Annotated in this window: 26 protein-coding genes and 2 riboswitches; of the genes, 12 read left to right on the forward strand and 14 right to left on the reverse strand. The window is 35.4% G+C overall.

The features are described from left to right. Positions 1 to 2 precede the first annotated feature (2 nt). Positions 3 to 98 carry a DUF3948 family protein gene (locus tag DN392_RS01055; protein WP_001060007.1) on the forward strand — a complete coding sequence of 32 codons (96 nt, stop codon included), beginning with the start codon at positions 3 to 5 and terminating at the stop codon, positions 96 to 98. A gap of 60 nt (positions 99 to 158) precedes the next feature. Here DN392_RS01055 and DN392_RS01060 read toward each other — a convergent pair whose 3' ends face one another. Together DN392_RS01060 and DN392_RS01065 are read right to left on the reverse strand one after the other, a co-directional pair. After that, complete coding sequence (locus tag DN392_RS01060; protein WP_000230328.1) at positions 159 to 299, reverse strand: YrzO family protein; 141 nt, start codon at positions 297 to 299, stop codon at positions 159 to 161. A gap of 21 nt (positions 300 to 320) precedes the next feature. Then, positions 321 to 1,289 carry a DMT family transporter gene (locus tag DN392_RS01065; protein ID WP_001225441.1) on the reverse strand — a complete coding sequence of 323 codons (969 nt, stop codon included), beginning with the start codon at positions 1,287 to 1,289 and terminating at the stop codon, positions 321 to 323. Positions 1,290 to 1,417: 128 nt separating this feature from the next. Between DN392_RS01065 and DN392_RS01070 the strand changes: the two genes are divergently transcribed. Next, positions 1,418 to 2,284: a LysR family transcriptional regulator gene (locus DN392_RS01070; RefSeq protein WP_000423044.1), complete on the forward strand. Its 867-nt coding sequence runs from the start codon at positions 1,418 to 1,420 to the stop codon at positions 2,282 to 2,284. 255 nt (positions 2,285 to 2,539) lie between these two features. Beyond that, positions 2,540 to 2,641 carry a DUF3948 family protein gene (locus DN392_RS01075; RefSeq protein ID WP_001060019.1) on the forward strand — a complete coding sequence of 34 codons (102 nt, stop codon included), beginning with the start codon at positions 2,540 to 2,542 and terminating at the stop codon, positions 2,639 to 2,641. A gap of 66 nt (positions 2,642 to 2,707) precedes the next feature. On the opposite strand, the gene DN392_RS01080 is transcribed toward DN392_RS01075, so the two are convergent. After that, positions 2,708 to 3,655, reverse strand: a complete 948-nt coding sequence (locus tag DN392_RS01080) for a helix-turn-helix transcriptional regulator (protein WP_081257510.1) — start codon at positions 3,653 to 3,655, stop codon at positions 2,708 to 2,710. Between the two features lie 143 nt (positions 3,656 to 3,798). Between DN392_RS01080 and modA the strand changes: the two genes are divergently transcribed. From modA to DN392_RS01115, 7 genes are all read left to right on the forward strand, one after another. Next, on the forward strand, positions 3,799 to 4,605 hold the full coding sequence (modA, locus tag DN392_RS01085) for a molybdate ABC transporter substrate-binding protein (RefSeq protein ID WP_048567282.1): 807 nt from the start codon (positions 3,799 to 3,801) through the stop codon (positions 4,603 to 4,605). A gap of 5 nt (positions 4,606 to 4,610) precedes the next feature. After that, positions 4,611 to 5,285 carry a molybdate ABC transporter permease subunit gene (gene modB / locus DN392_RS01090; RefSeq protein WP_064056420.1) on the forward strand — a complete coding sequence of 225 codons (675 nt, stop codon included), beginning with the start codon at positions 4,611 to 4,613 and terminating at the stop codon, positions 5,283 to 5,285. Between the two features lie 300 nt (positions 5,286 to 5,585). Continuing rightward, positions 5,586 to 6,437 (forward strand): GRP family sugar transporter, encoded by an 852-nt coding sequence (locus DN392_RS01095; RefSeq protein WP_000353546.1) that lies wholly within the window; start codon positions 5,586 to 5,588, stop codon positions 6,435 to 6,437. A gap of 212 nt (positions 6,438 to 6,649) precedes the next feature. Then, on the forward strand, positions 6,650 to 7,453 hold the full coding sequence (proC, locus tag DN392_RS01100) for a pyrroline-5-carboxylate reductase (protein WP_061672398.1): 804 nt from the start codon (positions 6,650 to 6,652) through the stop codon (positions 7,451 to 7,453). Position 7,454: 1 nt separating this feature from the next. Beyond that, positions 7,455 to 8,288 (forward strand): aldo/keto reductase, encoded by an 834-nt coding sequence (locus DN392_RS01105; protein WP_061672399.1) that lies wholly within the window; start codon positions 7,455 to 7,457, stop codon positions 8,286 to 8,288. A gap of 152 nt (positions 8,289 to 8,440) precedes the next feature. Next, a riboswitch (SAM riboswitch) is annotated at positions 8,441 to 8,545 on the forward strand. Between the two features lie 132 nt (positions 8,546 to 8,677). Continuing rightward, complete coding sequence (locus tag DN392_RS01110) at positions 8,678 to 10,318, forward strand: peptide ABC transporter substrate-binding protein (protein WP_061672400.1); 1,641 nt, start codon at positions 8,678 to 8,680, stop codon at positions 10,316 to 10,318. A gap of 387 nt (positions 10,319 to 10,705) precedes the next feature. Next, positions 10,706 to 12,346: a peptide ABC transporter substrate-binding protein gene (locus tag DN392_RS01115; protein ID WP_064056418.1), complete on the forward strand. Its 1,641-nt coding sequence runs from the start codon at positions 10,706 to 10,708 to the stop codon at positions 12,344 to 12,346. Between the two features lie 42 nt (positions 12,347 to 12,388). On the opposite strand, the gene DN392_RS01120 is transcribed toward DN392_RS01115, so the two are convergent. The 4 genes from DN392_RS01120 to DN392_RS01135 all read right to left on the reverse strand — a co-directional run bounded on the left by DN392_RS01120 (position 12,389) and on the right by DN392_RS01135 (position 15,343). After that, the gene (locus tag DN392_RS01120; protein WP_000380246.1) at positions 12,389 to 13,528 is read right to left on the reverse strand and encodes a YhgE/Pip domain-containing protein; all 1,140 of its coding nucleotides are present in this window, start codon (positions 13,526 to 13,528) and stop codon (positions 12,389 to 12,391) included. A gap of 58 nt (positions 13,529 to 13,586) precedes the next feature. Continuing rightward, the gene (locus DN392_RS01125; RefSeq protein ID WP_000124367.1) at positions 13,587 to 14,168 is read right to left on the reverse strand and encodes a TetR/AcrR family transcriptional regulator; all 582 of its coding nucleotides are present in this window, start codon (positions 14,166 to 14,168) and stop codon (positions 13,587 to 13,589) included. A gap of 65 nt (positions 14,169 to 14,233) precedes the next feature. Then, entirely contained in the window at positions 14,234 to 14,425 is a 192-nt protein-coding gene (locus DN392_RS01130) for a hypothetical protein (RefSeq protein ID WP_000922540.1), read from the reverse strand. An 18-nt stretch (positions 14,426 to 14,443) separates the two neighbouring features. Next, the gene (locus tag DN392_RS01135; RefSeq protein WP_000544213.1) at positions 14,444 to 15,343 is read right to left on the reverse strand and encodes a helix-turn-helix domain-containing protein; all 900 of its coding nucleotides are present in this window, start codon (positions 15,341 to 15,343) and stop codon (positions 14,444 to 14,446) included. Between the two features lie 172 nt (positions 15,344 to 15,515). Here DN392_RS01135 and DN392_RS01140 point away from each other — a divergent pair, with 172 nt between their 5' ends. Next, complete coding sequence (locus DN392_RS01140) at positions 15,516 to 15,983, forward strand: YusW family protein (RefSeq protein ID WP_001221562.1); 468 nt, start codon at positions 15,516 to 15,518, stop codon at positions 15,981 to 15,983. 29 nt (positions 15,984 to 16,012) lie between these two features. On the opposite strand, the gene DN392_RS01145 is transcribed toward DN392_RS01140, so the two are convergent. The 5 genes from DN392_RS01145 to DN392_RS01165 are packed head-to-tail and all read right to left on the reverse strand — an operon-like array spanning position 16,013 to position 21,291. After that, positions 16,013 to 17,602 carry a peptide ABC transporter substrate-binding protein gene (locus DN392_RS01145; protein WP_000714094.1) on the reverse strand — a complete coding sequence of 530 codons (1,590 nt, stop codon included), beginning with the start codon at positions 17,600 to 17,602 and terminating at the stop codon, positions 16,013 to 16,015. 13 nt (positions 17,603 to 17,615) lie between these two features. Then, on the reverse strand, positions 17,616 to 18,389 hold the full coding sequence (locus DN392_RS01150) for an ABC transporter ATP-binding protein (protein WP_000205653.1): 774 nt from the start codon (positions 18,387 to 18,389) through the stop codon (positions 17,616 to 17,618). Then, a complete protein-coding gene (locus tag DN392_RS01155) occupies positions 18,386 to 19,396 on the reverse strand; it encodes an ABC transporter ATP-binding protein (protein WP_088091140.1) in 1,011 nt (336 codons plus the stop codon). The genes DN392_RS01150 and DN392_RS01155 overlap by 4 nt, the downstream gene beginning before the upstream one ends. Next, on the reverse strand, positions 19,353 to 20,357 hold the full coding sequence (locus DN392_RS01160; RefSeq protein WP_000501546.1) for an ABC transporter permease: 1,005 nt from the start codon (positions 20,355 to 20,357) through the stop codon (positions 19,353 to 19,355). The genes DN392_RS01155 and DN392_RS01160 overlap by 44 nt, the downstream gene beginning before the upstream one ends. 16 nt (positions 20,358 to 20,373) lie before the next feature. Continuing rightward, a complete protein-coding gene (locus tag DN392_RS01165) occupies positions 20,374 to 21,291 on the reverse strand; it encodes an ABC transporter permease (RefSeq protein ID WP_048567285.1) in 918 nt (305 codons plus the stop codon). Positions 21,292 to 21,427: 136 nt separating this feature from the next. Continuing rightward, positions 21,428 to 21,533, reverse strand: a riboswitch (SAM riboswitch). Positions 21,534 to 21,701: 168 nt separating this feature from the next. On the opposite strand from DN392_RS01165, the gene DN392_RS01170 reads away from it, so the two are divergent. Further along, positions 21,702 to 21,890 carry a DUF3951 domain-containing protein gene (locus tag DN392_RS01170; RefSeq protein WP_048567286.1) on the forward strand — a complete coding sequence of 63 codons (189 nt, stop codon included), beginning with the start codon at positions 21,702 to 21,704 and terminating at the stop codon, positions 21,888 to 21,890. 45 nt (positions 21,891 to 21,935) lie between these two features. Here the strand turns inward: DN392_RS01170 and DN392_RS01175 are convergent, their stop codons facing one another. Continuing rightward, positions 21,936 to 22,439, reverse strand: a complete 504-nt coding sequence (locus DN392_RS01175) for a hypothetical protein (RefSeq protein ID WP_000756532.1) — start codon at positions 22,437 to 22,439, stop codon at positions 21,936 to 21,938. Between the two features lie 250 nt (positions 22,440 to 22,689). Beyond that, complete coding sequence (locus tag DN392_RS01180) at positions 22,690 to 23,940, reverse strand: multidrug effflux MFS transporter (protein WP_001014693.1); 1,251 nt, start codon at positions 23,938 to 23,940, stop codon at positions 22,690 to 22,692. Between the last annotated feature and the right edge of the window lie 82 nt (positions 23,941 to 24,022).

Consider the following 24,022-nt stretch of genomic DNA (forward strand, 5'->3'; position numbering starts at 1 on the left):
TCATGAATAACATCACTTTTAACAAATTAGATTTTTTAGGATTAGCTAGTGGCTCTCTTCTTCTTACTGCTTTTATTTACGCTGCTACGCTTGTATAACTTTGTGTCCCCTTTCCCCTTTATATAGAAAAAGACGACCGTCTATGCCCGGTCGTCTTTTTACATTTTTCTTTCTTTCAATTCTTTTAAAAGCTGTATCAGCTCAGCTTGTTGTTTTATCTTTTTACGACCATTTCGGTTAATTGCTGCAAGCTCACAAGCAACTCCGACGGCGAAGAAAAACAATAAACTTTCTACCATGTGAAATCCTCCAATTGCCTATTAAACAGCTTGACGTAATTGCTCTTCTTGTAAACTTCGCTTGTTTATATTTTCTTCTTTTCTCTGACAAACGTTATTGCGAATAAGTGCTGCAATAACAAATAAAGTCCCTATAATATCAAACATTGTTATTCGATATCCTTGCATCATCATAATAACTAAAGTCGTGATTGGTACAAAATTAATAAATAAAATCCCATTAATGGACGATAAAATTTTCACACCGTAATTCCAAGCGAGTAATGCTACGATACCTGGTAATGTCATCATAAACAATAAATCATATTTCACGATAGAAATCGTTCCCATACTCGGAACCGATACGTATCCAAACGATGTAATGATTACAGTTATAATCCCTGTGACAGTCGTACCGAATACACACGTCAACGTAGAATAACGCAATGTTGACCAATCGCTACACGTTTGACCACCCATCGTATAAATAACCCAACCTACCACACCAATAAATATAAAGGCCAGCGAAAACATGTTATCTTTCAACGTTAAAAAGAAACTCATATCACCTTTCGTAATAACGAATACAGCCCCTACAAAAGCGATAATCATGCTCGTTATCATATACTTTTTCGGTTTTACATGCTTATATCCCCATAGAATACAAATAGAAATCATCGGCATAAGTGCTTCCATAATGGAGGCTACCATCACACCTGATTTTCCCATTAACATTTGACCTAAAAATATAAGTACATTATATACAGTAAACGCCATCGTTCCGAAAAAGACGAGTAACTTTCCTCTTCCCTCTAAACGAAATGCCTGTTTTCCTTCTTTCATTAACAACAATACAATCAGTACGATCGCCACTGCTCCATAGCGAATAAGCGAAAAATAAAATGGATCTATGTATTCTAGCGCATGATCAGCAACCGGAAACATTGCTCCCCATGACATACTTGCAATTAAACATGCTAAAGCCCCTATTATCATTTGACCTTTTCTCAACACAATTCCCCCGCTTCTTTCTATTTGCACAAAGAGAATTGTAAAAGAAAAAATATATCACGTAAAATGATTCAAAATGATGTTAACTATCACTTATAATGATAGTTAACATCAAGGAGGATCATACTATGGAATTAAGAGACTTACAAATCTTCCAAAGCGTTGCCGACAAAGGTAGTGTAAGCGGCGCAGCAAAGGAATTAAATTACGTACAATCAAATGTAACTGCACGTATTAAACAACTGGAAAACGAACTAAAAACACCACTCTTTTATCGTCATAAACGAGGCATGACTTTAACAGCTGAAGGAAGAAAAATGCTCGTTTATGTTAATAAAATTTTGCAAGATGTTGACGAGCTAAAACAAGTATTTTTAGATAGTGAAACTCCCTCTGGCATATTAAAAATCGGTACAGTCGAAACAGTAAGTACATTACCTACCATTTTATCTTCTTACTATAAACGCTATCCTAATGTCGATTTATCATTACAAGCGGGTCTAACAGAAGCATTGATTAGAGAAGTACTTGATCATCAATTAGATGGTGCCTTTATATCAGGGCCTATTAAACACCCACTAATTGAACAATACGATGTTAGTACAGAAAAATTAATGCTTGTAACACAAAATAAAGCTTTTCATATAGAAGAATTTACAACAACACCCCTACTCGTTTTTAACCAAGGATGTGGATACCGTTCCAAACTAGAACGATGGCTTAAAGATGAAGGTTTGCTCCCAAAAAGAATTATGGAATTTAATATATTAGAAACGATATTAAACAGTGTTGCACTCGGCCTTGGAATTACACTCGTACCACAGTCTGCTGTCCACCATCTTTCTAAAGCTGGTAAAGTACATTGTCATGCAATTCCTGAAAAATATGGTAGTATTTCAACGGTTTTCATACGCCGTAAAGATAGTTATATGACGAATTCAATGCGTAGCTTTTTAAAAACAATTGAAGAGCATCATCATATCAATATGCTTTAAAAGACATTCTTACATGAATGTCTTTTTTTCTTACAAAAATGTAAGTCTCCCGTAAGCTAATTCGATAGTTGCAGGCAATCATATTTCCTATAATTAAGACATAAAGCAGGGCAACAACAATTCGAAAAGGAGCGGATACGCATGATGAACAAAATGAAATCAAACAAATTTTTAAATACAATGGGCATGGTGCTATCCGCACTTGTCGATGCAAAAGCTGTTGCAACTACATTAAATAAATAAGGAGAGATTATAATGAACAACATTACATTTAACAAATCAGACTTTATCGGACTTGCAAGTGGAGCTACTCTTCTTACGGCCTTCATTTATACACTTGCTCAAAGTCTTATTTAATACTTTGTTTCCCCAAACCCCTTTATAATATAGAAAAAGCTGCTTGTCTTATAGACAAGCAGCTTTTTAGTTTGTTTCATATATAATTTGACCTGTTTTCGTCATATCGTATCCGCCAATCGCTTTTAATTCATTATGAAATTCTTCTGATTGCAAAATATCTTTCACGACATCAATCAGCTCTTCATTTTCTTTATTCTTCAAAATCACTAAATCATACTGTTCCTTCATGATTGGAATAAAGTCTACATTTACAATCTGTGAAAACTTTTCTGAACCTACTCCTACGTCAGCTTTTCCATTTGCGACTTGCGTGGCAACACCAAGATGATTCGACTCTTCCCATTCATATCCACTAATACGCTCTTTATTTAATTTTTGAATGCGCAATTGTTCATCCACTAACACCCTAATGCCAGAACCTTTTTCTCGATTTACAAATCGTATAGATGATTGAGATAAATCAGCCCATGTTTTTATATTTTTCGGATTTCCCTTTTGCACATAAAACCCAACGTTTCTTGCTAATAAATTAATCATTGTACATGGTTGTCCCACTAAAATACGTTTTACATACGGAACATTATATGTACCTGTTTCTCCATCAAACAAATGCAAGCTAACGATATTTCCTTCTCCTTGATACATTTTTACTAAACTCGTTAAACTACCTTGATATGCCCTTAATATGTTTGAACTTGGCAGGCGATTTTCTATACGTTTTGCCAACATATCTAACGTTAGTTCTTGTCCGCTAATAATACATGTATCCAAGCCCCTACTATCTTCGCTCTTTACAGGAGTACCTTGTATTTTCCCTGTTTTCATTTGCTTTATATATTGTTCTAAATCTGTTGCATCAATGCGCATCTGTCTACCAATTCTATAAGAAGGAAGTTCTCCTTTTTTAATTAGATCGTATACAGTTAATTTTGATACCTTTAATCGCTTCGCTACTTCTTCCGTTGTGTAGGAATGATGATCCATAGACGATTCCTCACTTTCTTCCTTCATTGTAACAAAGAAAAGAATATTTCTCCTATATTAAAAAACAACTATATCGTTCAAATTATATTCAATTATAACTAGTTATATCTAGTTATATCTAGTTATAATTAGTTATAATTGAATATGTCAAAACGAAAGGGGATTTTTTTATGAACAAGTTTACATTACGATCCATCGGGGCGCTTATACTTTCTTTTCTTCTTATATTTAGCGTTGCATGTACAAACGGAGATAAGAAAGAGAAATCAACTGCTAAAGAAGGAAAAACAGTTGAACTCACTATATCAGCAGCTGCAAGCTTACAAGATGCACTAAAAGAGATTGAAACACAATATAAAGAAAAAGAACCTAATATTAAACTTTCTTTTAACTTCGGTGCTTCTGGTGCACTTCAACAACAAATTGAACAAGGCGCGCCTGCTGATTTATTCTTCTCAGCAGCCGAAGATAAATTCCAAACTCTTGTAAAAAAAGGATTCATTAATGAAAAAGAAGGGAAAAATCTTCTTGGAAATGAACTCGTTCTAGTTGTCCCAAAAGATAGTTCTCTTACGAAAATTCAAGATTTAAAAGATGAAAAAATTAAGAAAATCGCGCTTGGTACACCTGAATCAGTACCTGCGGGAAAATACGCAAAGGCTTCTCTCACGCATGAAAATCTATGGAATGACATTCAAAATAAAATCGTATTTACAAAAGATGTTCGCCAAGTGTTAACATATGTAGAAACAGGTAATGTCGATGCTGGTATTGTATACAAAACAGATGCTCTTATTTCAAACAAAGTAAAGATTGGTGAGACAGCAGCAGCTACTTCTCATGAGCCAATTCACTATCCTTTAGGTGTTATAAAAGAATCTAAGCACAAGAAAGAGGCGACTTCATTTTATGAGTATTTGCAGTCAAAAGATGCACAATCTATCTTTAAAAAATATGGATTTACAGTCCTGTCATAATTGCCATGAGCTTTGATGCTATTTTATCACCAATCTTTCTATCTATACGAGTAGCTGCATGCGCCACCATTATCGTTACAATTTTAGGGACGATTATCGGACGAGCGTTAGCACGCTCCTCATGGAGATATAAAGTACTATTAGAAACTATTTTCTTATTACCAATGGTACTTCCACCAACTGTAATCGGCTTTTTTCTCATTATCATTTTTGGAAATAATAGTCCCATTGGAATGTGGATAGAATCAATATTTCAGCAGTCCATTATGTTCACATCTACTGCTGCAATCATCGCTTCTACAGTTGTTGCATTTCCGCTCATGTACCAATCAGCAAAAACAGGATTTTCTATTGCGAATGTACAAATTGAAGAAAGTGCTCGTGACCTTGGTGCCAGTGAATATCAAGTTTTTCTACACGTCACACTTCCGCTTGCATTTCCCGCCTTACTAAGCGGAATGATTTTGAGCTTTGTTCGTGCGCTCGGTGAGTTTGGTGCTACACTCATGTTTGCTGGGAACATTCCTGGTAAAACACAGACAATCCCAACTGCAATTTATATGGCGATTGATGCAAGTAATATGCAGCTCGCCTGGACACTTGTAGTTATCACTATTAGTATGTCACTCCTATTTCTACTATGTATTCAGCTTATTAACAAAAGAATTACTAACCCTTAAAGCAGCTTTTTCGAAGCTGCTTCTTTATTTCTTAGGAAATAAAAATATACCACCGGGAAATAACTGAATTTTACCTTTTATTAAAATATACATTTTATTCGAATTCACTTTCTAAAATAGGCAATTTCCTGTTATTATATGGAGGTGTTTCAAAAAATGAAGAAATGAAAACGCATTTATATCGTGAATTCTTCATCCTGTTTTAGCGATCGGTAATCTTCTACTCTAGTAGTGGGGCATTACCGATCGTTAGAACGATATGTAATTATATTGGTATAGAAAACCGAAGGGAGTCTTGTAATGGACATTTTATTAGCGCTTCTTCCTGCAATTGCATGGGGAAACATCTTATTAGTAAGCGTAAAAATGGGCGGTGGTGCATATAGCCAAACGGTAGGTATGACAATCGGTGCTCTATTCTTCGCAACAATTATGTATGTATTTACTCAACCAGCTTTAACAATGACAGTCTTAATTGTTGGTTTTATTTCAGGTTTATTCTGGGCATTAGGACAAGTAAACCAATTAAAAACAGTTGAAAAACTAGGTGTTTCAACTACTGTAACGATTTCTACTGGTATGCAACTTGTTGCAACTTCTATCTTTGGGGTTATCGCTTTCCGTGAGTGGACTACAACAACAACGATTATTCTGGGAACGATTGCAATCCTATTAATCGTAGTTGGTGTTGTATTCACATCACTAGATGACAAAGAAAATGCACAGCCACCAGGACAATTGAAAAAAGGACTTCTTACTTTAATTGTTTCTACTTTCGGCTACCTTGTATATGTAATTATTATTCGTTGGTATAATATCGATGGTTGGTCTGCTATTTTACCACAAGCAGTTGGTATGTTTGTTGGTGCGGTTGTATTGACATCTAAACATAAACCATTTAACAAATATGCAATCCGTAATGCTTTATCTGGTTTACTATGGGGAACTGGAAACTTATTCTTACTTCTTTCATTACCACGTGTCGGAGTAGCAACAAGCTTCCCATTATCTCAAACTGGAATCGTTATCTCAACATTCGGTGCGATTGTCTTCTTAGGTGAAAAGAAAACAAAACGTCAATTGATCTTTATTGCACTAGGTAGTGTTTTAATTATCGGCGGTGCTGTATTGTTAGGTATGACAAAAGCATAAACTTATAATCTATTAATCCCTGAAGCAGTTATGCTTCAGGGATTTTTTATTACAACTATTTTTTAAGTATAATAATTTTTATAACCTTATTTATATTAACCCTCCTCCCTCCATTTCCATCCTTTTCACAATAAGTCTTTTCTTTTTACAAAATTCTCTTAAAGATGGTATCGTTTTTTATAACATATCTTCACTAGAAAGGAATAAAGGATATGCTAACTAAACATCGAATTTTATTTATTGGTGCTGGTCGTATGGCAGAAGCTATATTTTCCGGATTACTTAAAACAAGCAAAGAATACATCGAAGAAATTATCGTTTCTAACCGAAGCAACGTAGAAAAGCTAAAGGAATTACAAGGGCGATATAATGTGTCTACTACAACAGATTGGAAGCAGCATGTTTCATCTGTTGATACGATTGTTTTAGCAATGCCGCCTTCTGCACATGAAGAATTATTAGCAGAATTATCTCCGTTACTATCGAATCAACTTGTCGTAACGGTAGCTGCTGGCATTGGTCCATCTTATTTAGAAGAAAGACTTCCCGAGGGGACACCTGTTGCTTGGATTATGCCAAATACAGCTGCTGAAATTGGCAAGTCTATCTCCTTATATACAACGGGACAATCAGTAAACGAGATACATCAGGAAACCTTGCAACTCCTTTTAAGAGGCATTGGTACTTCGCAACTTTGTACTGAAGAAGAAGTTCATCAGCTTACTGCAGTTACTGGAAGTGCACCAGCTTTCCTTTATTACTTTGCTGAAAGCTTAATTGAAGCAACAAAAAGTTATGGAGTCGATGAAGCAACCGCAAAACACCTTGTCATTCAAATGATTTCCGGCTCTGCTTCTATGCTTGAACAAACGCAAGATCCAGCTAACCTCCGCGAACAAGTAACAACACCCGGTGGTTCCACAGCTGAGGGTCTCAAAACTTTATATGAATATAATTTTTCAGAGGCAATTCAAAAAGCGGTAGAAGCAACAAACAAAAAAGCTAGGGGGAAATAATATGAATTTAACAAGTTTAAAAGACTATACAACATTACATAACGGTGTAAAAATGCCTTGGTTCGGTTTAGGTGTTTTTAAAGTAGAAGATGGTTCAGAAGTAATTGAATCTGTAAAAGCAGCAATTAAAAATGGCTACCGCAGCATTGATACTGCAGCAATTTATCAAAACGAAGAAGGCGTTGGACAAGCGATCCGTGAATCAGGTGTTTCACGTGAAGAATTATTTATTACATCAAAAGTATGGAATAGCGATCAAGGGTATGAAACAACACTTCAAGCATTTGAAACTACATTAGAGAAATTAGGTCTAGAATATTTAGATTTATATTTAGTACATTGGCCTGTAAAAGGGAAATATACTGAATCATGGAAAGCATTAGAAAAGCTTTATAAAGATGGCCGTGTTCGCGCTATCGGTGTGAGTAATTTCCATATTCACCACTTACAAGACGTATTTGAAATTGCTGAAATTAAGCCAATGGTCAACCAAGTGGAATACCACCCACGTTTAGCACAAGAAGAGCTGCATGCTTTCTGTAAAGAACATAACATCCAACTTGAAGCTTGGTCACCATTAATGCAAGGCCAACTGCTAGAGAACCCAACATTACAAGACATTGCAACAAAATATAATAAATCAACTGCACAAATTATTTTACGCTGGGATCTACAAAACGAAGTTGTAACCATCCCTAAATCTATTAAAGAACATCGCATTATTGAAAATGCAAATATATTTGATTTTGAATTAAGCGCTGATGACATGAAAGCAATTCAAGCTCTAAATGAAGACCGTCGCGTCGGTCCAGATCCAGATAACTTTAACTTCTAATAGAAAAACCACTGCCATATGCAGTGGTTTTTTTCATTTAAGAAAACTGAAAATTTAAACTATATTCATTTGGTTGACACTTCATTATCCAAGGTGTAAGATTTTGAATTATCAAAGAAACACAAAAATTAATAAAGTTTATTCGTTTACTCATTGTATCAAGAGAGGTGGAGGGACTGGCCCTTTGAAACCTCGGCAGCAGGTTCATTTTGAATACTGTGCCACTTCCTGCAAGCTTTATGCTTGAAAGATAGAATGAGGGACTTCGTTTATATACGGGTGCATAACTTGTACGTAAAAATCCCTCTTTCTCAATACGAAAAGAGGGATTTTTTGTTTTTCATTTCCCTCATCATCATCCAAACTTAATTATTTAGGAGGAAAATCAAATGAAAAAGAAGTTTGTACCCGGTATTGCATCAGTTGTAGGAGTAAGTATTTTATTAACTGGTTGCGGTAGTTATAAAAACGAAGCAAGCGGAGCAAATGCAAAAGACGAGGCGCCTAGTAAACAGGTTTTAAACTTATCTTCACCTACTGAAATACGAACAATGGATACAGCTCGTGCTACAGATACTGATTCTGGTCAAGTAATGAGAAACGTATTTGAGGGTTTGTATAATCTTGGTGAAGGTAACAAACCTGTCCCTGGTGTTGCAAAATCTCATGAAGTAAGTGGCGATAAGACGAAATACACATTCCATTTACGAGATTCAAAATGGTCAAACGGCACTCCTGTTACAGCGAAAGACTTTGTCTTCGCTTGGCAAAGAGCTGTTGATCCAGCAACAGCCTCTGAATATGCATTTCTATTCTTTGATATTAAAAATGCAACAAAAATTAACAACAAAGAACTTCCAGCCGATCAACTTGGTGTAAAAGCAATTGATGACCATACGTTTGAGGTAGAATTAGAACGTCCTGTTCCGTACTTTATTAGCTTAACAGCGTTCCCAACATTTCTACCAATTAACGAGGAATTCTTTAAAGCACAAGGTGATAAATACGCTTTAGAAGACAATACAATCTTGTACAACGGAGCTTTTACACTAAGCGATTGGAAGCACGAGCAAAGCTTTAAATTTAAGAAAAACCCTACCTATTGGGATAAAGGTACTGTCAAACTGGAAGAAATCAATTTTAACGTCGTAAAAGAAAAATCTACAGAAGTAAATTTATTCGAGTCAAAACAATTAGATCGTATCAAACTAACATCTGACTTCGTTGATAAATATAAAAAGGATGCTAACTTTAAAGAACGGCCAAACGTAGGGGTACAGTTTCTACGTATGAATCAACAAAACAAAATACTTCAAAACGTTTCTGCACGCCAAGCAATCGATCAAACAATTGATCGAAAATCCTTTGTAAATACGTTATTAAATGACGGCTCTACACCAACCTCTAGTCTCGTGCCGAAAAACTTTGCAAAAGGACCTGACGGAACAGATTTCCGTGCTGCAAACGGCGATTTAACAAAGGTTAATACAAAATCTGCTCAAGAATTATGGAAAAAGGCAAAACAAGAACTTGGGTCTGAAAAAATAACGTTAGAACTATTAACAAGTGATGGTGACCTTGAAAAGAAAACTGGTGAATTCTTAAAAGGACAACTAGAAAAGAATTTAGATGGCTTAACAGTAAATATAAAGCCGCAACCACGTAAACAACAAGTTTCACTTTTATTAAAAGGTGACTACGAAATTGGAATTGACGGCTGGAGCCCTGACTTTGCGGATCCAATTACATTCCTTGAGCTATTTACAACGAATAACCCTTACAACTTAGATCATTACTCTAATAAGGAGTTTGATGAAACAATAGCACAAGTAAAAACAACTTTAGCTGGTGATGAAAAAGCTCGCTGGGAAGCATTACTAGCATCCGAGAAAATATTATTTAAAGACTCTGTTATCGCTCCTCTTTACCAAAAAGGCGAATCTTATTTAGAGCGTTCTTACGTGAAAGGAATTGTGCAAGTAGACTTTGCAGGTCAATTAAACTTCAAATGGGCACAAATTGAAAAATAAAAGGCAACCTGAATTGAAGTTTTTCTACCCATACCAATTGTTTTATTGGAAAAATGTATCAAAAGCGGATTTCTCATTAGGAGAAAATCCGCTTTTTCAATATATTATTTTTAAAAAATAATACTCCAATTTTTATTATTGACATATAGTTCTTTCCAGTGTTAATATTCTAAATAATCAAAGAAACGAAATATTTCACCATCAAAATATAGCGTCTACTACGTTGAAACATATAACGATAGATTATAGTTCAACATGTATATACATATAGAACACCTGATTACCTACATACACATATCTGTAATAGGTTTTCTCTTCTTCTATAGCTACACTTCAAAACGTGGACATTACGACGTTACGAACCACACATTTAGGGAGGAACGAACAATGAAGAAAAAAGTTGTACCTGTTGTTGCATCTGTTTTAGGGGCAAGTCTATTACTAACTGCTTGTGGGGGAAATAAAGATCATACAAGCGGAGCGAAAGCAAATGATAAAGCACCTGATAAACAGGCAATTAACTTATCATTCGCTTCAGAAATTCCAACAATGGATGTTGCAAAAGCAACGGATGGGGAATCCATGAGCGTAATGCGCAATGTTTTTGAAGGTTTATATGCAATGGGAGAAGATAACAAACCAATTCCTGGTGTTGCTGAGTCGGTTGACCTTAGTCCCGATAAAACAAAATATACATTCCACCTGCGTGATTCAAAATGGTCAAACGGTACTCCAGTTACAGCAAAGGACTTTGTCTTCGCTTGGCAACGTGCCGTAAATCCTGATACAGCAGCTGAATATGCATTCTTATTCTTCGATATACAGAATGCGAAACAAATAAGCCAGAAACAATTGCCAATTGATCAACTAGGTGTCAAAGCTCTTGATGATAAAACGTTAGAAGTACAACTAGACCGTCCTGTTCCCTACTTCTTAAGCTTAACGACATTCTCAACATTCTTACCAATTAATGAAGATTACTTAAAATCTCAGGGCAATAACTATGGTTTAGAAACAAATCATTTAATTTACAACGGTGCTTTCATATTAGATAACTGGAAACACGAGCAAAGCTTCCAATTGAAGAAGAACCCTAACTATTGGGATGCTAAAACTGTAAAATTAGAAGAAATCAACTTCAATGTCGTTAAAGATAAATCTACAGAAGTTAACTTATACGATTCAGGACAAATTGATCGCGTTGCTTTAACTGCGGAGTTTGTTGATAAATATAAGAGCGATCCAAACTTCAAAGACCGCGCTGAAGTTGGCATTCAATTTTTACGACTCAATCAAAAAAATGAAACATTAAAAAATCAACATGCACGCCTTGCTATTAACGGAGCAATGAATAAAAAAGCATACGTAGAAACAATTTTAAATAACGGTGCTGTCCCAGCTGAAGGAATAGTTCCTGCGAAATTCACGAGAAGCCCAGAAGGCACTGACTTCCGTAAAGAAAATGGAAACCTAGTCAAAGATGATGTGAAAATAGCAAAAGAAAACTGGAAAAAAGCGAAACAAGAACTTGGTACTGACAAAGTAACAATCGAACTATTAACAAGTGATAATGCTTTAGCTAAAAAGACTGGTGAATATTTAAAAGGTGAACTAGAAAAGAACCTAGATGGATTAACAGTGACGTTAAAACCACAACCACGTAAACAACAGCTAAAACTATTATTAAGTGGTGACTATGAAATCGGTATTGATGGCTGGGGCCCTGACTTCGCTGACCCAATTACATTCTTAGATTTATTTACAACAAATAGTGCTTATAACTTCGATAAATACTCTAACAAAGAGTACGATGCGCTCATTCATAAAGTGAAAACAGATTTAGCTGGCGATGAAAAGGCTCGCTTTGAAGCAATGAAGCAAGCTGAAAAAATCCTGCTACAAGACGGCGCTGTCGCTCCTTTATACCAACAAGGTCGTTCTTACCTACAACGCGGATTTATTAAAGGGCTTGTAACAACTGACTTCGGTGGTGAATTTAACTACAAGTGGACAGAAGTTACAAAATAATAAAATAAAAAAGGTATCCAATCGCAGGATACCTTTTTTATTTTATACTTCTTTAACTACATAGCTTCTTCTCTTTACTATTCCTTTTATAGATACAGTAATTACTGCTACCAATTGTGTAACTAATATAATAACTAATAATGAAATAATATTTTTCTCTAAACTAATCCCTCCAAATATTATTGTATAATAGCCATTTGCTGCATATGTTGCGGGAAATAATTCGCCGATTGTTTGATATGTTTTAGAAAGCATCTCATGTGGTACAATTACACCCGAACTTACAAGTTGGAGCGATAGTGAAATTATATTAAAGATCATACCTGCATTTCCGAAAACAGTTATGAACATTTGTGTTAATGAAAGAAAGGCGAAAAAGACTATCGCTTGAAACATCCATATACTCCATACTGCTTCATGTATTTCAATTTGAAATCCTTTCATCAAACTAATCGTAATGCATGCAAGTAAAATTGATACTGTACCGTTAATAACCTGTCTTGATACGAAATTACTCCAACCGTTCTTTACTTCCTTTGCAACTTTTGATAGTTCCATACTCATGATCATTGCTCCTACAAATGAAGCTAATACCATCATTAGTGGTACCATGTTAGCCGAGAATCCTTTTGCATCATTTACTCTATGGACTGTAAAACCAATTGAATCTTCGGTTAATCCTTTTATCACTTCTACATTCTCAGGCCCTACAGCTTGTAATTTCCCCACAATTGCTTGTTTTTTATAACTTGTTATCTCTTTATTTACATTGTCTCGAATTTGTTTTGCGGCTCCTTCCATCAGTTGCTTTGCCATCATGGCATTCGCTTGATTAATGTGGAAGTTTAAATTTGATTTTCCTGTTTCATTTATATCCTTTGAAAAAGAAGCAGGAATTTCAATAATCATATCGTATACACGGTCATTCATTGCTTTATTTGCTTTTTCCACAGACTGTTCTGATTTCACCTGAAATGGTACATTTCTCTGTAAGCCTTCTGCTATTTTACTCCCTATATTTCCATCCTCATTCACAATAGCAATACGCATTTGATCTGCTCGTTCATTCACTCCATCATATGCCGTTAACCAAACACAAAAGAAAATAAGCTGGAACGATAGCGCTACTACCATTCCTACATACGTACCTGGTCTTTTTAAAAACTGTTTTAATGTATCCATCTTCCCGCTCTCCTATTTAGCAAGCAAGTACATACTTGCATTTTATTTTAAATAAATACTAGGGTCTTAATGCCCTAGCATATAAAACAATATTATTTTCAATAAATTTCTCATCATCAACTTCTGTCAGGCGATCTGCAAAACGTAATTTAGATAAGAAATATCCAAAATTGATCCAGATAAAGTTCATTACTTGCGCTTCAATATTCGTATCAACAATGTTTCCTTTTTCCTGCATTTTTGCAAAATAGATGCTTAATTCTTCTTTTAATCCTTGTGGTATTTTAGCAATTTCCCCGTCTAATTCAGGAAATTCTCCAGCCTCACGTATACCAATAGCAATAATATCTTTTACCCCATCTAAAAAATTATGATAATGCCTTGCTAAGTTCTTTAAATCCGTTTCTAATTCCCACACAATTTCTGTTTGTAAAAACTGTTTTAAATGCGGTACATATGAAAATTCAGCAACCGCGGCTTCAATAACACCCTTTTTACTTTTAAAATTGCGGAATATCGTTACTTCATTAACACCAGCACGCATTGCAATTTCTTTCGTTGTTGCTGCTGTATATCCCTTTTCTTTCACTAATTCAATTGCTGCTTGGATGATTTTTTCTGCTGTTTTTGAGCGCGCCATAAAATCCTCTCTTCCTCATGCAAGTGATCACTTACATTTAGATTATATACCTTTTCTAATCATTGTCAATAATCCCCTTCCCCTTCTTTTTGCATCGAACTAAAACTCATCATAAATATAAACATAAACATCAAATATGTTCTCCACGTCAAAGAAGGTACATGCCCTGACCAAAGATAGCTAATTAAATAGTTAATCCCCATAATACAGGACGATATTACTAAACTAATACTTATTAGTTTTACATATTTGAGCATATCTTTTCTCCTTATTTTTTATTTTTCTACTTCTTCAAATTGCAGATTCACCGGCTCTTCTAAGAGTGTTTCATAAAAGTTTTCTGCCAAATCTGTTGAAGGAATTTTTTCATCTACTTCATCAAATCGAATACTATCTAGCCACATACAACCTTCTCCTGATAATAAAACACCGAATGCAATACCAAGCGCTCCTTCTTTTATATCTAATACAACCGAGTACGATTGCCAGTTATTCGTATTTTTAATTGGACGATTTTGCATATTATCCATAGCGAGCGGTTCTGTATCTTTCCCATCTACTCGCATCCACAATCCTGCCCAATCTCTTACATTCTCACTCTTAATAAACGCTGTTAAACGTAATCTTTTACCTACATATTTATCCGCTCGGAACATTTGCATTAATGTGGAAAATCCTCCGTGCGTAACATTCTCTTTTGCTTTTATGTATGCAGATACTTTTCCTTGATGGACAACTTCATAATCTAAACCCATCTCATATTCAGCAGGATGACTTCCACTTAAGATCCATCCTTTCGGTATACCTTTTTGCATTGAAACACCCTCTCTTTCTATATAAAATGACTGGAAGTACTTTCGATATTTCTTCGGTGGCAATTGAAACATTCTTTTAAAAGCCCTCGTAAATGCCTCTTGTGAGGAAAAGCCGTATTGTACTGCAATATCAATAACAGCCCTCTCCGTTGACACTAAGGCTTGCGCAGCATGAGTTAATCTTCTCTTTCGAATATAATCCGTTACACTCATCCCAATATACCTTTGAAAAATACGATGAAAATGGTACATCGATACTGAACTGTGAGATGCCACTCTTTCTGTTGTAAGCTCCTCATGTAAATGCTCCTCTATATATTCAATTGCTTTTTTTATCATCTCTTTATATTCTTCATGCATTTTAGCACCTCCTCACAACCTTAATTTACCATATACATACAAATCATTTTTGATTTAAATTGCGGATTAAACTTTGTGGCTACAAGTTAATAATTTATTTTCAACACATACATAATTACATGATTTTGGGAAAAACTTGTATAGAACGAATTTACATAAGGAGGAAATTATAATGAGAATTTTACTATCAGTTTTATTAGCGCTTATGCTAGTACCTGTATTAACAGGATGTAAAGCTCCTGCAAAAGAAGATACAACTTCTAATAAGAAAACTACTGAAGAAGCAAAAAATGAAGCTCCTGCTGATTTAAAACTTAACTTCAATGAATTTAGTTTAGATGCAGACTATCAAGATACGAAGAAAGACTACGAGGCTGATTATAAGAATGTAGCAGCTGATAAGAAAATGGAAGCAAAACTTGAAGACCATAAATCAAATGCAAAGTTTACAGGTGACGAGGCTATTACAAAATTAAGCCCACTTCTACAAGAATTAAAATTTGATAAAGATACTCCTGACCAAGAAGTAATCGATCAAGTAGTAAATGTGTTCAAACTTGATAAAGACTACCAAAAGTTTGATTTAGAAGTTGTCTTCTCTGATGGAACGAAAAAAGAATATAAAAGAGAAATAAAATAAAGAAGTAGGCGGTTGCCTACTTCTTTATTTTATTTTTTAGCATATCGTAAGCTCGGTTGAGATCCTACGTAGTATTCTAATCCAGATACAGATGATTTTTGTAAATAAGAATCTGTTGGGAATACAAGTGGGATTAAAGGATATTCTGTAAACATAATATCTTCTGCTTGATGTAATAAGTCAAAGCGTTTATTTTCGTCTTGTTCTAATTTTGCTTGATTAATTAAATTATCGAAGTCTTTATTAAACCATTTTGCATAGTTATTTGGTCCATCACCTGCATAAATTTCTAATTGTGCAGCTGGATCTAATGTAGATCCTCCCCATCCCATATATGCAATTTGGAAGTCACTTTGTTTATACATATCAATATAACTTTTCCACTCTTTACCTTCTATTTTTACATCTACACCAAGATTTTTCTTAAACATCTCTTGAAGTGTTTCAGCTATTTTCTTCTTATCTGAATATTTCACTGTCACTTCTGGAAGAGTAGTCCATCCTTCTTCTTTCATTCCTTCTTCTAATAACGTCTTAGCTACTGCAGGGTCATATTTAAAATAATCACCTTTCTCTTTACGGAAGTCGCGGCCACTTTCTGTTTTTGCTCCTTCTGGTACAAAACCATATGCTTCTTTTGCATTATTCTTTAATATTTTCTCTACGATAAACTTACGATCTACAGCTATTGCAAAAGCTTTACGAATTTTTGCGTTTGTAAACGGTGGCTTCTCTGAATTAAACGAGTAAATATGAGTTGAGTAGTCTTGCATTTTTTTAAACTCTTTATTATTTTGTTCTTTTTCAACTAAATCTGTTGGTATGTGAGATAGTAAATCTAATTCTCCAGATTTATATAATTGATACGCTGTTTTACCTTCAGGGATAATACGGAATTCAATTTCTTTTGATGCTACTTTTTTATCATGAAACTCTTTATTTTTTTCTAAAATAATCGCTTGATTATGCTTCCATTCTTTCAATGTGAAAGGACCATTTGTAATTAATTCTTTTGGATCTACTTTTAGTTTACCTTTTTCATCAATAGATTTTTTATTAAGTGGAATATATAACGACTGGGATAATGTTCGTTTAATAGATGTTACCGGATGTTCAAATTGTAGCTTTAAAGTTACATCATCTACCGCTTGAATTCCTACTGCATCTTCTGCACCTTTCCCTGTATTAAATGCTTCTCCACCTTTAATGAAATATAGTTCTGTTGCATTCATAGAACCCGTTTTAGGATTTAATATTCTCTTCCAAGCAAATTCAAAATCTTTTGCTGTTAACGGGGAGCCATCAGACCATTTTAATCCTTTTTTCAAATAGAATGTATACTCTTTTCCATCCGCTCCAGCTTCCTCTTTCTCTACTAAATCCTTTTCAAACTTCCCGTCAGTTGTCTGTCTGTACAAAGTTGCAAATAAGTGCTCAATTACATAATTAGAGTTATTATCCGTTGAAATTGCTGAATCTAGCGTATAAGGATCACTACCAAGATTCGTTACAAAACGGTCTCCTTTACTAGCACTTGCTTTTGAAGTATCTTTCTTGCCACAAGCGACAGAAGTAATTGCTAATACGGTCATAATGACAAATAATAAAAACTTCTTCATCTTACATTCCCCTTTAACCTAAAATTTTTGGTGTTGATGCTAATAATGTTTTTGTATAAGAATGTTGAGGATTACGGAACACTTCATCCGTATTTCCAAATTCAACAAGTTCTCCTTTATATAAGACAGCCACTTTTTCACATAAGTAGTGAACCATCGGTAAATCATGTGCGATAAATAAATATGTATAGCCTTGTTCCTTTTGAATCTTTTGCAACAAGTGCACAATTTGGATTTGAAGTGAAACATCTAATGCAGAAATTGGTTCATCCAGGATTAATACTTCTGGCTCACATAATAACGCCCTTGCAATAGCGATCCGTTGACGTTGTCCTCCGCTAAATTCGTGTGGGTATCGATCAATATATCGCCTATCTAATCCAACACGTTCTAGCGCATCACCTGCCACCTTATCTTTCAATTCTTTATCACCTAAACCGAATGAAATATATCCTTCTGTTACGCTATCGCGTACTTTCCAGCGCGGATTTAATGCAGCTGTTGAATCTTGAAAAATGAATTGTACTTTCTGCAAGAAATCTCGCTTATGAGCTGACTTCAACTTGTGAACAACTTGACCGTTATAATCAATTTGACCAGACGTTGGGCTCTCGATCCCAGCTATGAGCTTACCAAGTGTTGTCTTTCCTGAACCACTTTCTCCAATAATTCCAAGCGTCGTTCCTTTCGGAATAGAAAGTGTTATATCTTTTAACGCTGCGATTTCTTTATCTTTACTTCCATATGTTTTCCTTACTTGCTTTACGGTAATTAAATCTGTCGTCATGAAGCATTCACCTTCTCTTTTGATTTTGCTTCGTTATGCTCAAGAACATGCTGCCAGCAATGTGAGCTATGCTCCCCAGAATATGTTGTTCTCTCTGGAAAACGATGAACACATTCTTTGATTGCTACCGGGCAACGATTGACAAAAGGACAACCAAAGCTATTTAACGTTTCAATTGATGGTGTTGTTCCCTCAATTGCCCTAAGTACCTTTTCAGAATCATCCATATTCGGAATTGCCTGTAATAAGCTTTTTGTGTATGGATGTTTAGGGGAACCTATTACTTCCTCTATCGTTCCTTTTTCAACGACACGTCCACCGTACATAACTACTACTCGATCAGCTACTTCACGTACAAGTGCCAAATCATGTGTAATTAATAAAATACTCGTATTCTGTTTTTCTTTCCGCTCTTTTAATAACCCCATAATTTGTTTCTGAATCGTTACATCTAATGCCGTTGTAGGTTCATCTGCAATAACGAGCTTTGGATGACAAGCAAACGCAATTGCTAAACAAATACGCTGCCTCATACCTCCACTTAATTGATGTGGGTACTGTTCAAAGCGTTTCTCTGCTTCATGTATCCCTAAATCATTTAATAAGTTAATCGCAATTTCTTTTGCTTCTTTTTTCGATTTCTTTTCATGCTGCAAAATTACTTCTGTAATTTGCCTTCCGACCTTCATCGTCGGATTTAAAGATGAAAGCGGGTCTTGAAAGATAAAAGAAATATCTTTCCCGCGAATTTGATTCCATTCTGATTCTTGTAAATTAGTTAATTCCTTTGATTGGAAAGTTACATTTCCATCATCAATATGAATTGACTCTTGATTTAAGCCAATAATGGATTGTGCTGTAACACTTTTTCCTGAACCACTTTCTCCTACAAGTGCAACGATTTCACCTTCGTTAATAGAAAAGGAAACATGCTTCACAATTGCTTGCTTACTATTCTCTTTTTCAACGGCCAATGTTACGTTTTCTAAAGATAAGAGCTGTCCCATGTCTTTTCTCCTTTCGATTCCGTTTGACGATTTTTGGATCAATTGCATCTTGCAAACCATCACCAATTGCATTAAATGCGAACATAATGAGCGCAATCATCAGCGATGGGAAGAAAAGTTGCCACCATTCCCCACTTAATAGTGTCCCGAGCGCATCATTCGTCATCGTCCCCCAGCTCGCTGCTGGTGATTGTACCCCGAGTCCGATAAAACTTAAAAATGATTCTGAGAAAATAGCTGCGGGAATTGTAAATGATAAATTTACGATAATAATGCCTGTTAAGTTCGGAATGATATGTCCGTATATAATCTTCATATGCGATGTACCCAATCGCTCTGCTGCAATAACAAATTCTCTTTGCTTTAAAGATAAGACTTGCGCCCTAACGAGACGTGCCATACCAATCCACCCTGTTAATGCAAGAGCAATAATAATTGTAAAAAGTCCTGGTTTCATAATGATTAGTAGTAAAATAACAATTAATAAATATGGAATACCGTATAATACTTCAATCCCTCGTACAATCCACTCATCAATTAACGTTCCAAGGCGATTACGCCCTCTCACATATCCACTAAATCCCCCAATCAGTACACCAAGTCCTATATCAAGAACAGCCGCTATTAATCCAACTACTAATGAAATTTTCCCACCAGCCCAAGTACGTGCCCAAATATCCCGACCTAAATCATCTGTTCCGAACCAATGCTCACTACTAGGAGGTAAATTTGTCGCCTCTTTTACTTGTTCACTCGCGGTAAAAGGGGTTAAACTTTCACCGATAAGAGAGAAAATAATAATGAGTAATAATGTCAACGCTCCTAGAACTGCGATCGGATTTGATACAAACTTACGAAACACTTCTTTTTTTCGGCTAATCGTTTGCTGCTCTTTATTTATCGTTAATTCTTTTTTCTCTTCATTCGTTAATAGCTGTTTATTGATTTCATAAGCTCCCATTTAAATGCCCCCCTCCTTACGTAATAGAACGAATACGCGGATCAACAATACGGTGAATAATATCTGTAATGAAAATACAAGAAATTAATAATGCACTATAGAAAATTGTTGTTCCCATAATTACTGGATAATCTCGGTTAAAAATACTATCTACAAAATATTTTCCGAGACCGGGAATCGCAAAGATCTTTTCAATAATGAAAGTTCCTGTTAAAAGCCCAGCCATTAACGGTCCAACAAACGTTAGTACTGGAACAATTGCATTTCGAAGAGCATGCCTTATAATAATCTTCTTAATTGGTATACCTTTCGCTCTCGCTAGCTTAATATAATCACTCTGCAAAACTTCAATCATATTAGAGCGAACAAATCTTGTAATAACCGCGATTGGCCCTAATGCTAATGCGAATGACGGTAATACCGTGTGTTCAAATGTGCCCCAAGACGCTACTGGTAAAAGTTCAAATTGTATAGCAAATACTTGTATAAATAATGGTGCTAAAATAAAACTTGGAATAGATATGCCGAGAATCGCAAGTAAACTCACACTATAATCAATTACTCTCCCGTGATAGAGAGCAGCAAATGTACCCGCTGTAATTCCGACTAACAATGAAATAACAAGTGCTTGTAAGCCGATGATCGCTGATGGACCAAATCCTGTCGTTATAATTTCTGATACACCTTGCCCCGTCGATTGAACAGATTCACCAAAATCAAAATGCACTACGCCGTCTAAATAAGCAACATATTGATTCCATAGCGGTTCATCAAGGTGATACTTTGCCCTCATGTTCTGCACAACTTCCGCCGGAAAGATCTTTGCATCCGATGAAAATGGATCCCCCGGAATAATGTGCATAATCAAAAATGTTACTGTTGTAATAATCCATAGTGTAAACACCATAACTGATAGTTTTTTAACAACATACACTCCAATAACCCCCTAAACTCATAAATTTACTTTGTTTTATTAACGTATCTTTCCCATTACTCCCTTTCCTCTTCTTAAAACACAAAAAGCCTTGATCTTAAAAAATAAGATCAAGGCTTAATAAACGAAGGCCCATCACTTATCTTTCAAGACTTGCTTGCTGGAATTAGCACGGTGTTCCTGTTACAGAACCCGCTGCTGAGGTGTCATAGGGCCAGTCCCTCTACCTCTCTGGATAAGTAAATTGCTATATTATTATTTGGTTCAAATTGTATATTTTGAATTATAATTCTGAAAAAATGAAAAGTCAATCAAATTGGATATATTTAGAAAAATCAGTTTTTACTTCTTTTATCGAAATTACAGTTTTCTCTTATAATAAAAAGGAATAATATTAAAGAAGTTATAAGGTGGATCCCTTACTTCTTGCTACTATAGAGTTACCATTAACAATCGTTATACTTGTCATCATCAGCTTCTATAAACTCTTTATTAAAAAGAAACGTATCACTTCTTTTTATACTCCATTCGATAATATTACCGGACAAACAATCTCTGAATTTCACGAAGAACAGAAGGTATTAGTATCCGATGGTTAAGACGGAGATGGTAAGAAGAAAAAATAACCTTGCGCGTGCGCAAGGTTATTTTTTCGTTTCTGCTTGAAAACGTTTATAGTATGTTGATGCTGTTGCAAAGTTAATTTCTATATCACGAATCAATGATGAGTCTTCTTCTTTAGCTAACTTCTGTAATTTTTTCATTGCTTGTTCCGATTCATTCAAGAAACCAGCGTATACCTCATGTTCTTGCTCTTTCGACTTTGGAACACGAATTTCTTTACGTATATGATCAATATCTTCTAACATGCTAGTCGTTACCTTTTGCACATCTTCTTTATATGTAGCATTCGTTATTTCCTTACCGCCCTTTTCTTTTGCCACTTCAAATAACTGTAGTGCTTTATTAATTTCTTTATTCATTTTCATATCGTATTTTTCATGTACTGCACGGTATTCTTTCATCTCTTCTGTTTGCTCAGTAGATTGCTCTACCTTTTCTTTCGGTTCTTTCGTATCTTTATTTCCATTACATCCTGCTAGAAGGATCATACTTCCCATTACAGCAATACCCAAAACCTTCTTCATCTCTTCTTCTCCTTTTATCTACAGCTACTACTCATTATAGTTTCTTTTATCTCCACTTGTTATTATACCGAGAACATCCTACTTTTTACACTTAAGACGCTACCTTAATATACATCCCTACATTTTTGTCACAGTATCGTCACTTTATGCAAATAACTTTTGCATCACCTTACAAAGCTATATGAGTTATTTCAAAGAAATGAAAAAAAGAGCTGATTCCAAAATATTTGAATCAGCTCTTTTTTATAATTTAAGCTTCTAAATTTTGTCTTTGTTGCAGTTCAAACTGCTTTTCACTTCTTCTGGCCATAAATAGATAACATAATACAGCACCAATTTCACAAAGAGCTATCACAACCCCCATCGGTAATGCGGTATTGCTTCCGCCAATACCTACTAATGGTGCAACAAGTGCTCCTGAAATGAACTGTAATAAACCTAATAAAGCCGATGCCGTTCCTGCAGCTTGTTTCTGGTTTCTCATCGCTAATGAGAAACCAGTTGTTGATACAACCCCGACACTTGATACAACAAGGAATAACGAACATAAAACACCAATTAAACCTATTCCTAGTACAATTGTCAGTAGTAAAGATAAACCACCAACAGCTGCAATAATAATACCGGAAACGAATAACGTTTTCTCATTCACTTTCCCTGCTAAACGGCCTGTAACCTGACTAGCAATAATAATACCGATACCGTTAATCGCAAAGAATAAGCTAAATTGCTGTGGTGATGCTCCGTATATGTTCTGCAACACAAATGGTGAGCCCGAAATGTAAGCAAACATCGCCGCCGTTACTAGCCCTTGTGATAATGCATATCCCATAAACAAACGATCTTTTAACAGTTTTCCATACGTCGCCAATGTCCCTGACAAACCACCTGTTTCTCTTTCTTCAGGAGGTAATGTTTCACGTAATACGAAAGTAGCTGATATTAACATGAATACACTAATTGCTCCGAGAACGATGAAGACACCGCGCCATGTTGTGAACTGTAGTAATTGTCCCCCAATAATCGGTGCCAAAATAGGTGCTGCTCCGTTTACTAACATGAGCAGTGAGAAAAACTTCGTCATTTCAGAACCTGAATACATGTCACGTACCATTGCACGTGATATAACAATCCCGGCCGATCCTGAAGCACCTTGTAAGAAGCGCAATAACACTAAACTCCAAATAGATGGTGCAATAGCACAAAGTAAAGAAGAAGCAACATAAATAATAAGAGCGATAATAAGAGGTTTGCGCCTTCCGTAAATGTCACTAATTGAACCAACAAATAATTGTCCTACTGAAAGCCCAAGCAAACAAGCTGTCAATGTAAGCTGTGCAAGAGATGCGCCTGTTTGTAAATCATCTGTTAATTTTGGTAAAGAAGGCAAATACATATCAATAGATAATGGCCCAATCGCCGTAAGTGTCCCTAATACAAGAATCATCCATAACCTATTTGTCTTTACAGGTTTATATATTTCGTGATTAACTCCATTCACTTTTTCCGTTCACCCTTTCCGATAAATACTAAATCGTAACAATTATAGTTACAACATAAACATACGTCAAGTATAGTGCATT

This window comes from Bacillus sp. BB51/4 (genome assembly GCF_008368845.1).
GTDB lineage: Bacteria > Bacillota > Bacilli > Bacillales > Bacillaceae_G > Bacillus_A > Bacillus_A wiedmannii.

Excerpts from the sequence above, each read along its gene's own strand:
- DN392_RS01055 (WP_001060007.1), top strand. The coding sequence starts at position 3 with ATGAATAACATCACTTTTAACAAATTAGATTTTTTAGGATTAGCTAGT.
- DN392_RS01060 (WP_000230328.1), bottom strand. The coding sequence starts at position 299 with ATGGTAGAAAGTTTATTGTTTTTCTTCGCCGTCGGAGTTGCTTGTGAG.
- DN392_RS01070 (WP_000423044.1), top strand. The coding sequence starts at position 1,418 with ATGGAATTAAGAGACTTACAAATCTTCCAAAGCGTTGCCGACAAAGGT.
- DN392_RS01075 (WP_001060019.1), top strand. The coding sequence starts at position 2,540 with ATGAACAACATTACATTTAACAAATCAGACTTTATCGGACTTGCAAGT.
- DN392_RS01080 (WP_081257510.1), bottom strand. The coding sequence starts at position 3,655 with ATGAAGGAAGAAAGTGAGGAATCGTCTATGGATCATCATTCCTACACA.
- modA (WP_048567282.1), top strand. The coding sequence starts at position 3,799 with ATGAACAAGTTTACATTACGATCCATCGGGGCGCTTATACTTTCTTTT.
- modB (WP_064056420.1), top strand. The coding sequence starts at position 4,611 with ATGAGCTTTGATGCTATTTTATCACCAATCTTTCTATCTATACGAGTA.
- DN392_RS01095 (WP_000353546.1), top strand. The coding sequence starts at position 5,586 with ATGGACATTTTATTAGCGCTTCTTCCTGCAATTGCATGGGGAAACATC.
- proC (WP_061672398.1), top strand. The coding sequence starts at position 6,650 with ATGCTAACTAAACATCGAATTTTATTTATTGGTGCTGGTCGTATGGCA.
- DN392_RS01105 (WP_061672399.1), top strand. The coding sequence starts at position 7,455 with ATGAATTTAACAAGTTTAAAAGACTATACAACATTACATAACGGTGTA.
- DN392_RS01110 (WP_061672400.1), top strand. The coding sequence starts at position 8,678 with ATGAAAAAGAAGTTTGTACCCGGTATTGCATCAGTTGTAGGAGTAAGT.
- DN392_RS01115 (WP_064056418.1), top strand. The coding sequence starts at position 10,706 with ATGAAGAAAAAAGTTGTACCTGTTGTTGCATCTGTTTTAGGGGCAAGT.
- DN392_RS01120 (WP_000380246.1), bottom strand. The coding sequence starts at position 13,528 with ATGGATACATTAAAACAGTTTTTAAAAAGACCAGGTACGTATGTAGGA.
- DN392_RS01125 (WP_000124367.1), bottom strand. The coding sequence starts at position 14,168 with ATGGCGCGCTCAAAAACAGCAGAAAAAATCATCCAAGCAGCAATTGAA.
- DN392_RS01130 (WP_000922540.1), bottom strand. The coding sequence starts at position 14,425 with ATGCTCAAATATGTAAAACTAATAAGTATTAGTTTAGTAATATCGTCC.
- DN392_RS01135 (WP_000544213.1), bottom strand. The coding sequence starts at position 15,343 with ATGCATGAAGAATATAAAGAGATGATAAAAAAAGCAATTGAATATATA.
- DN392_RS01140 (WP_001221562.1), top strand. The coding sequence starts at position 15,516 with ATGAGAATTTTACTATCAGTTTTATTAGCGCTTATGCTAGTACCTGTA.
- DN392_RS01145 (WP_000714094.1), bottom strand. The coding sequence starts at position 17,602 with ATGAAGAAGTTTTTATTATTTGTCATTATGACCGTATTAGCAATTACT.
- DN392_RS01150 (WP_000205653.1), bottom strand. The coding sequence starts at position 18,389 with ATGACGACAGATTTAATTACCGTAAAGCAAGTAAGGAAAACATATGGA.
- DN392_RS01155 (WP_088091140.1), bottom strand. The coding sequence starts at position 19,396 with ATGGGACAGCTCTTATCTTTAGAAAACGTAACATTGGCCGTTGAAAAA.
- DN392_RS01160 (WP_000501546.1), bottom strand. The coding sequence starts at position 20,357 with ATGGGAGCTTATGAAATCAATAAACAGCTATTAACGAATGAAGAGAAA.
- DN392_RS01175 (WP_000756532.1), bottom strand. The coding sequence starts at position 22,439 with ATGAAGAAGGTTTTGGGTATTGCTGTAATGGGAAGTATGATCCTTCTA.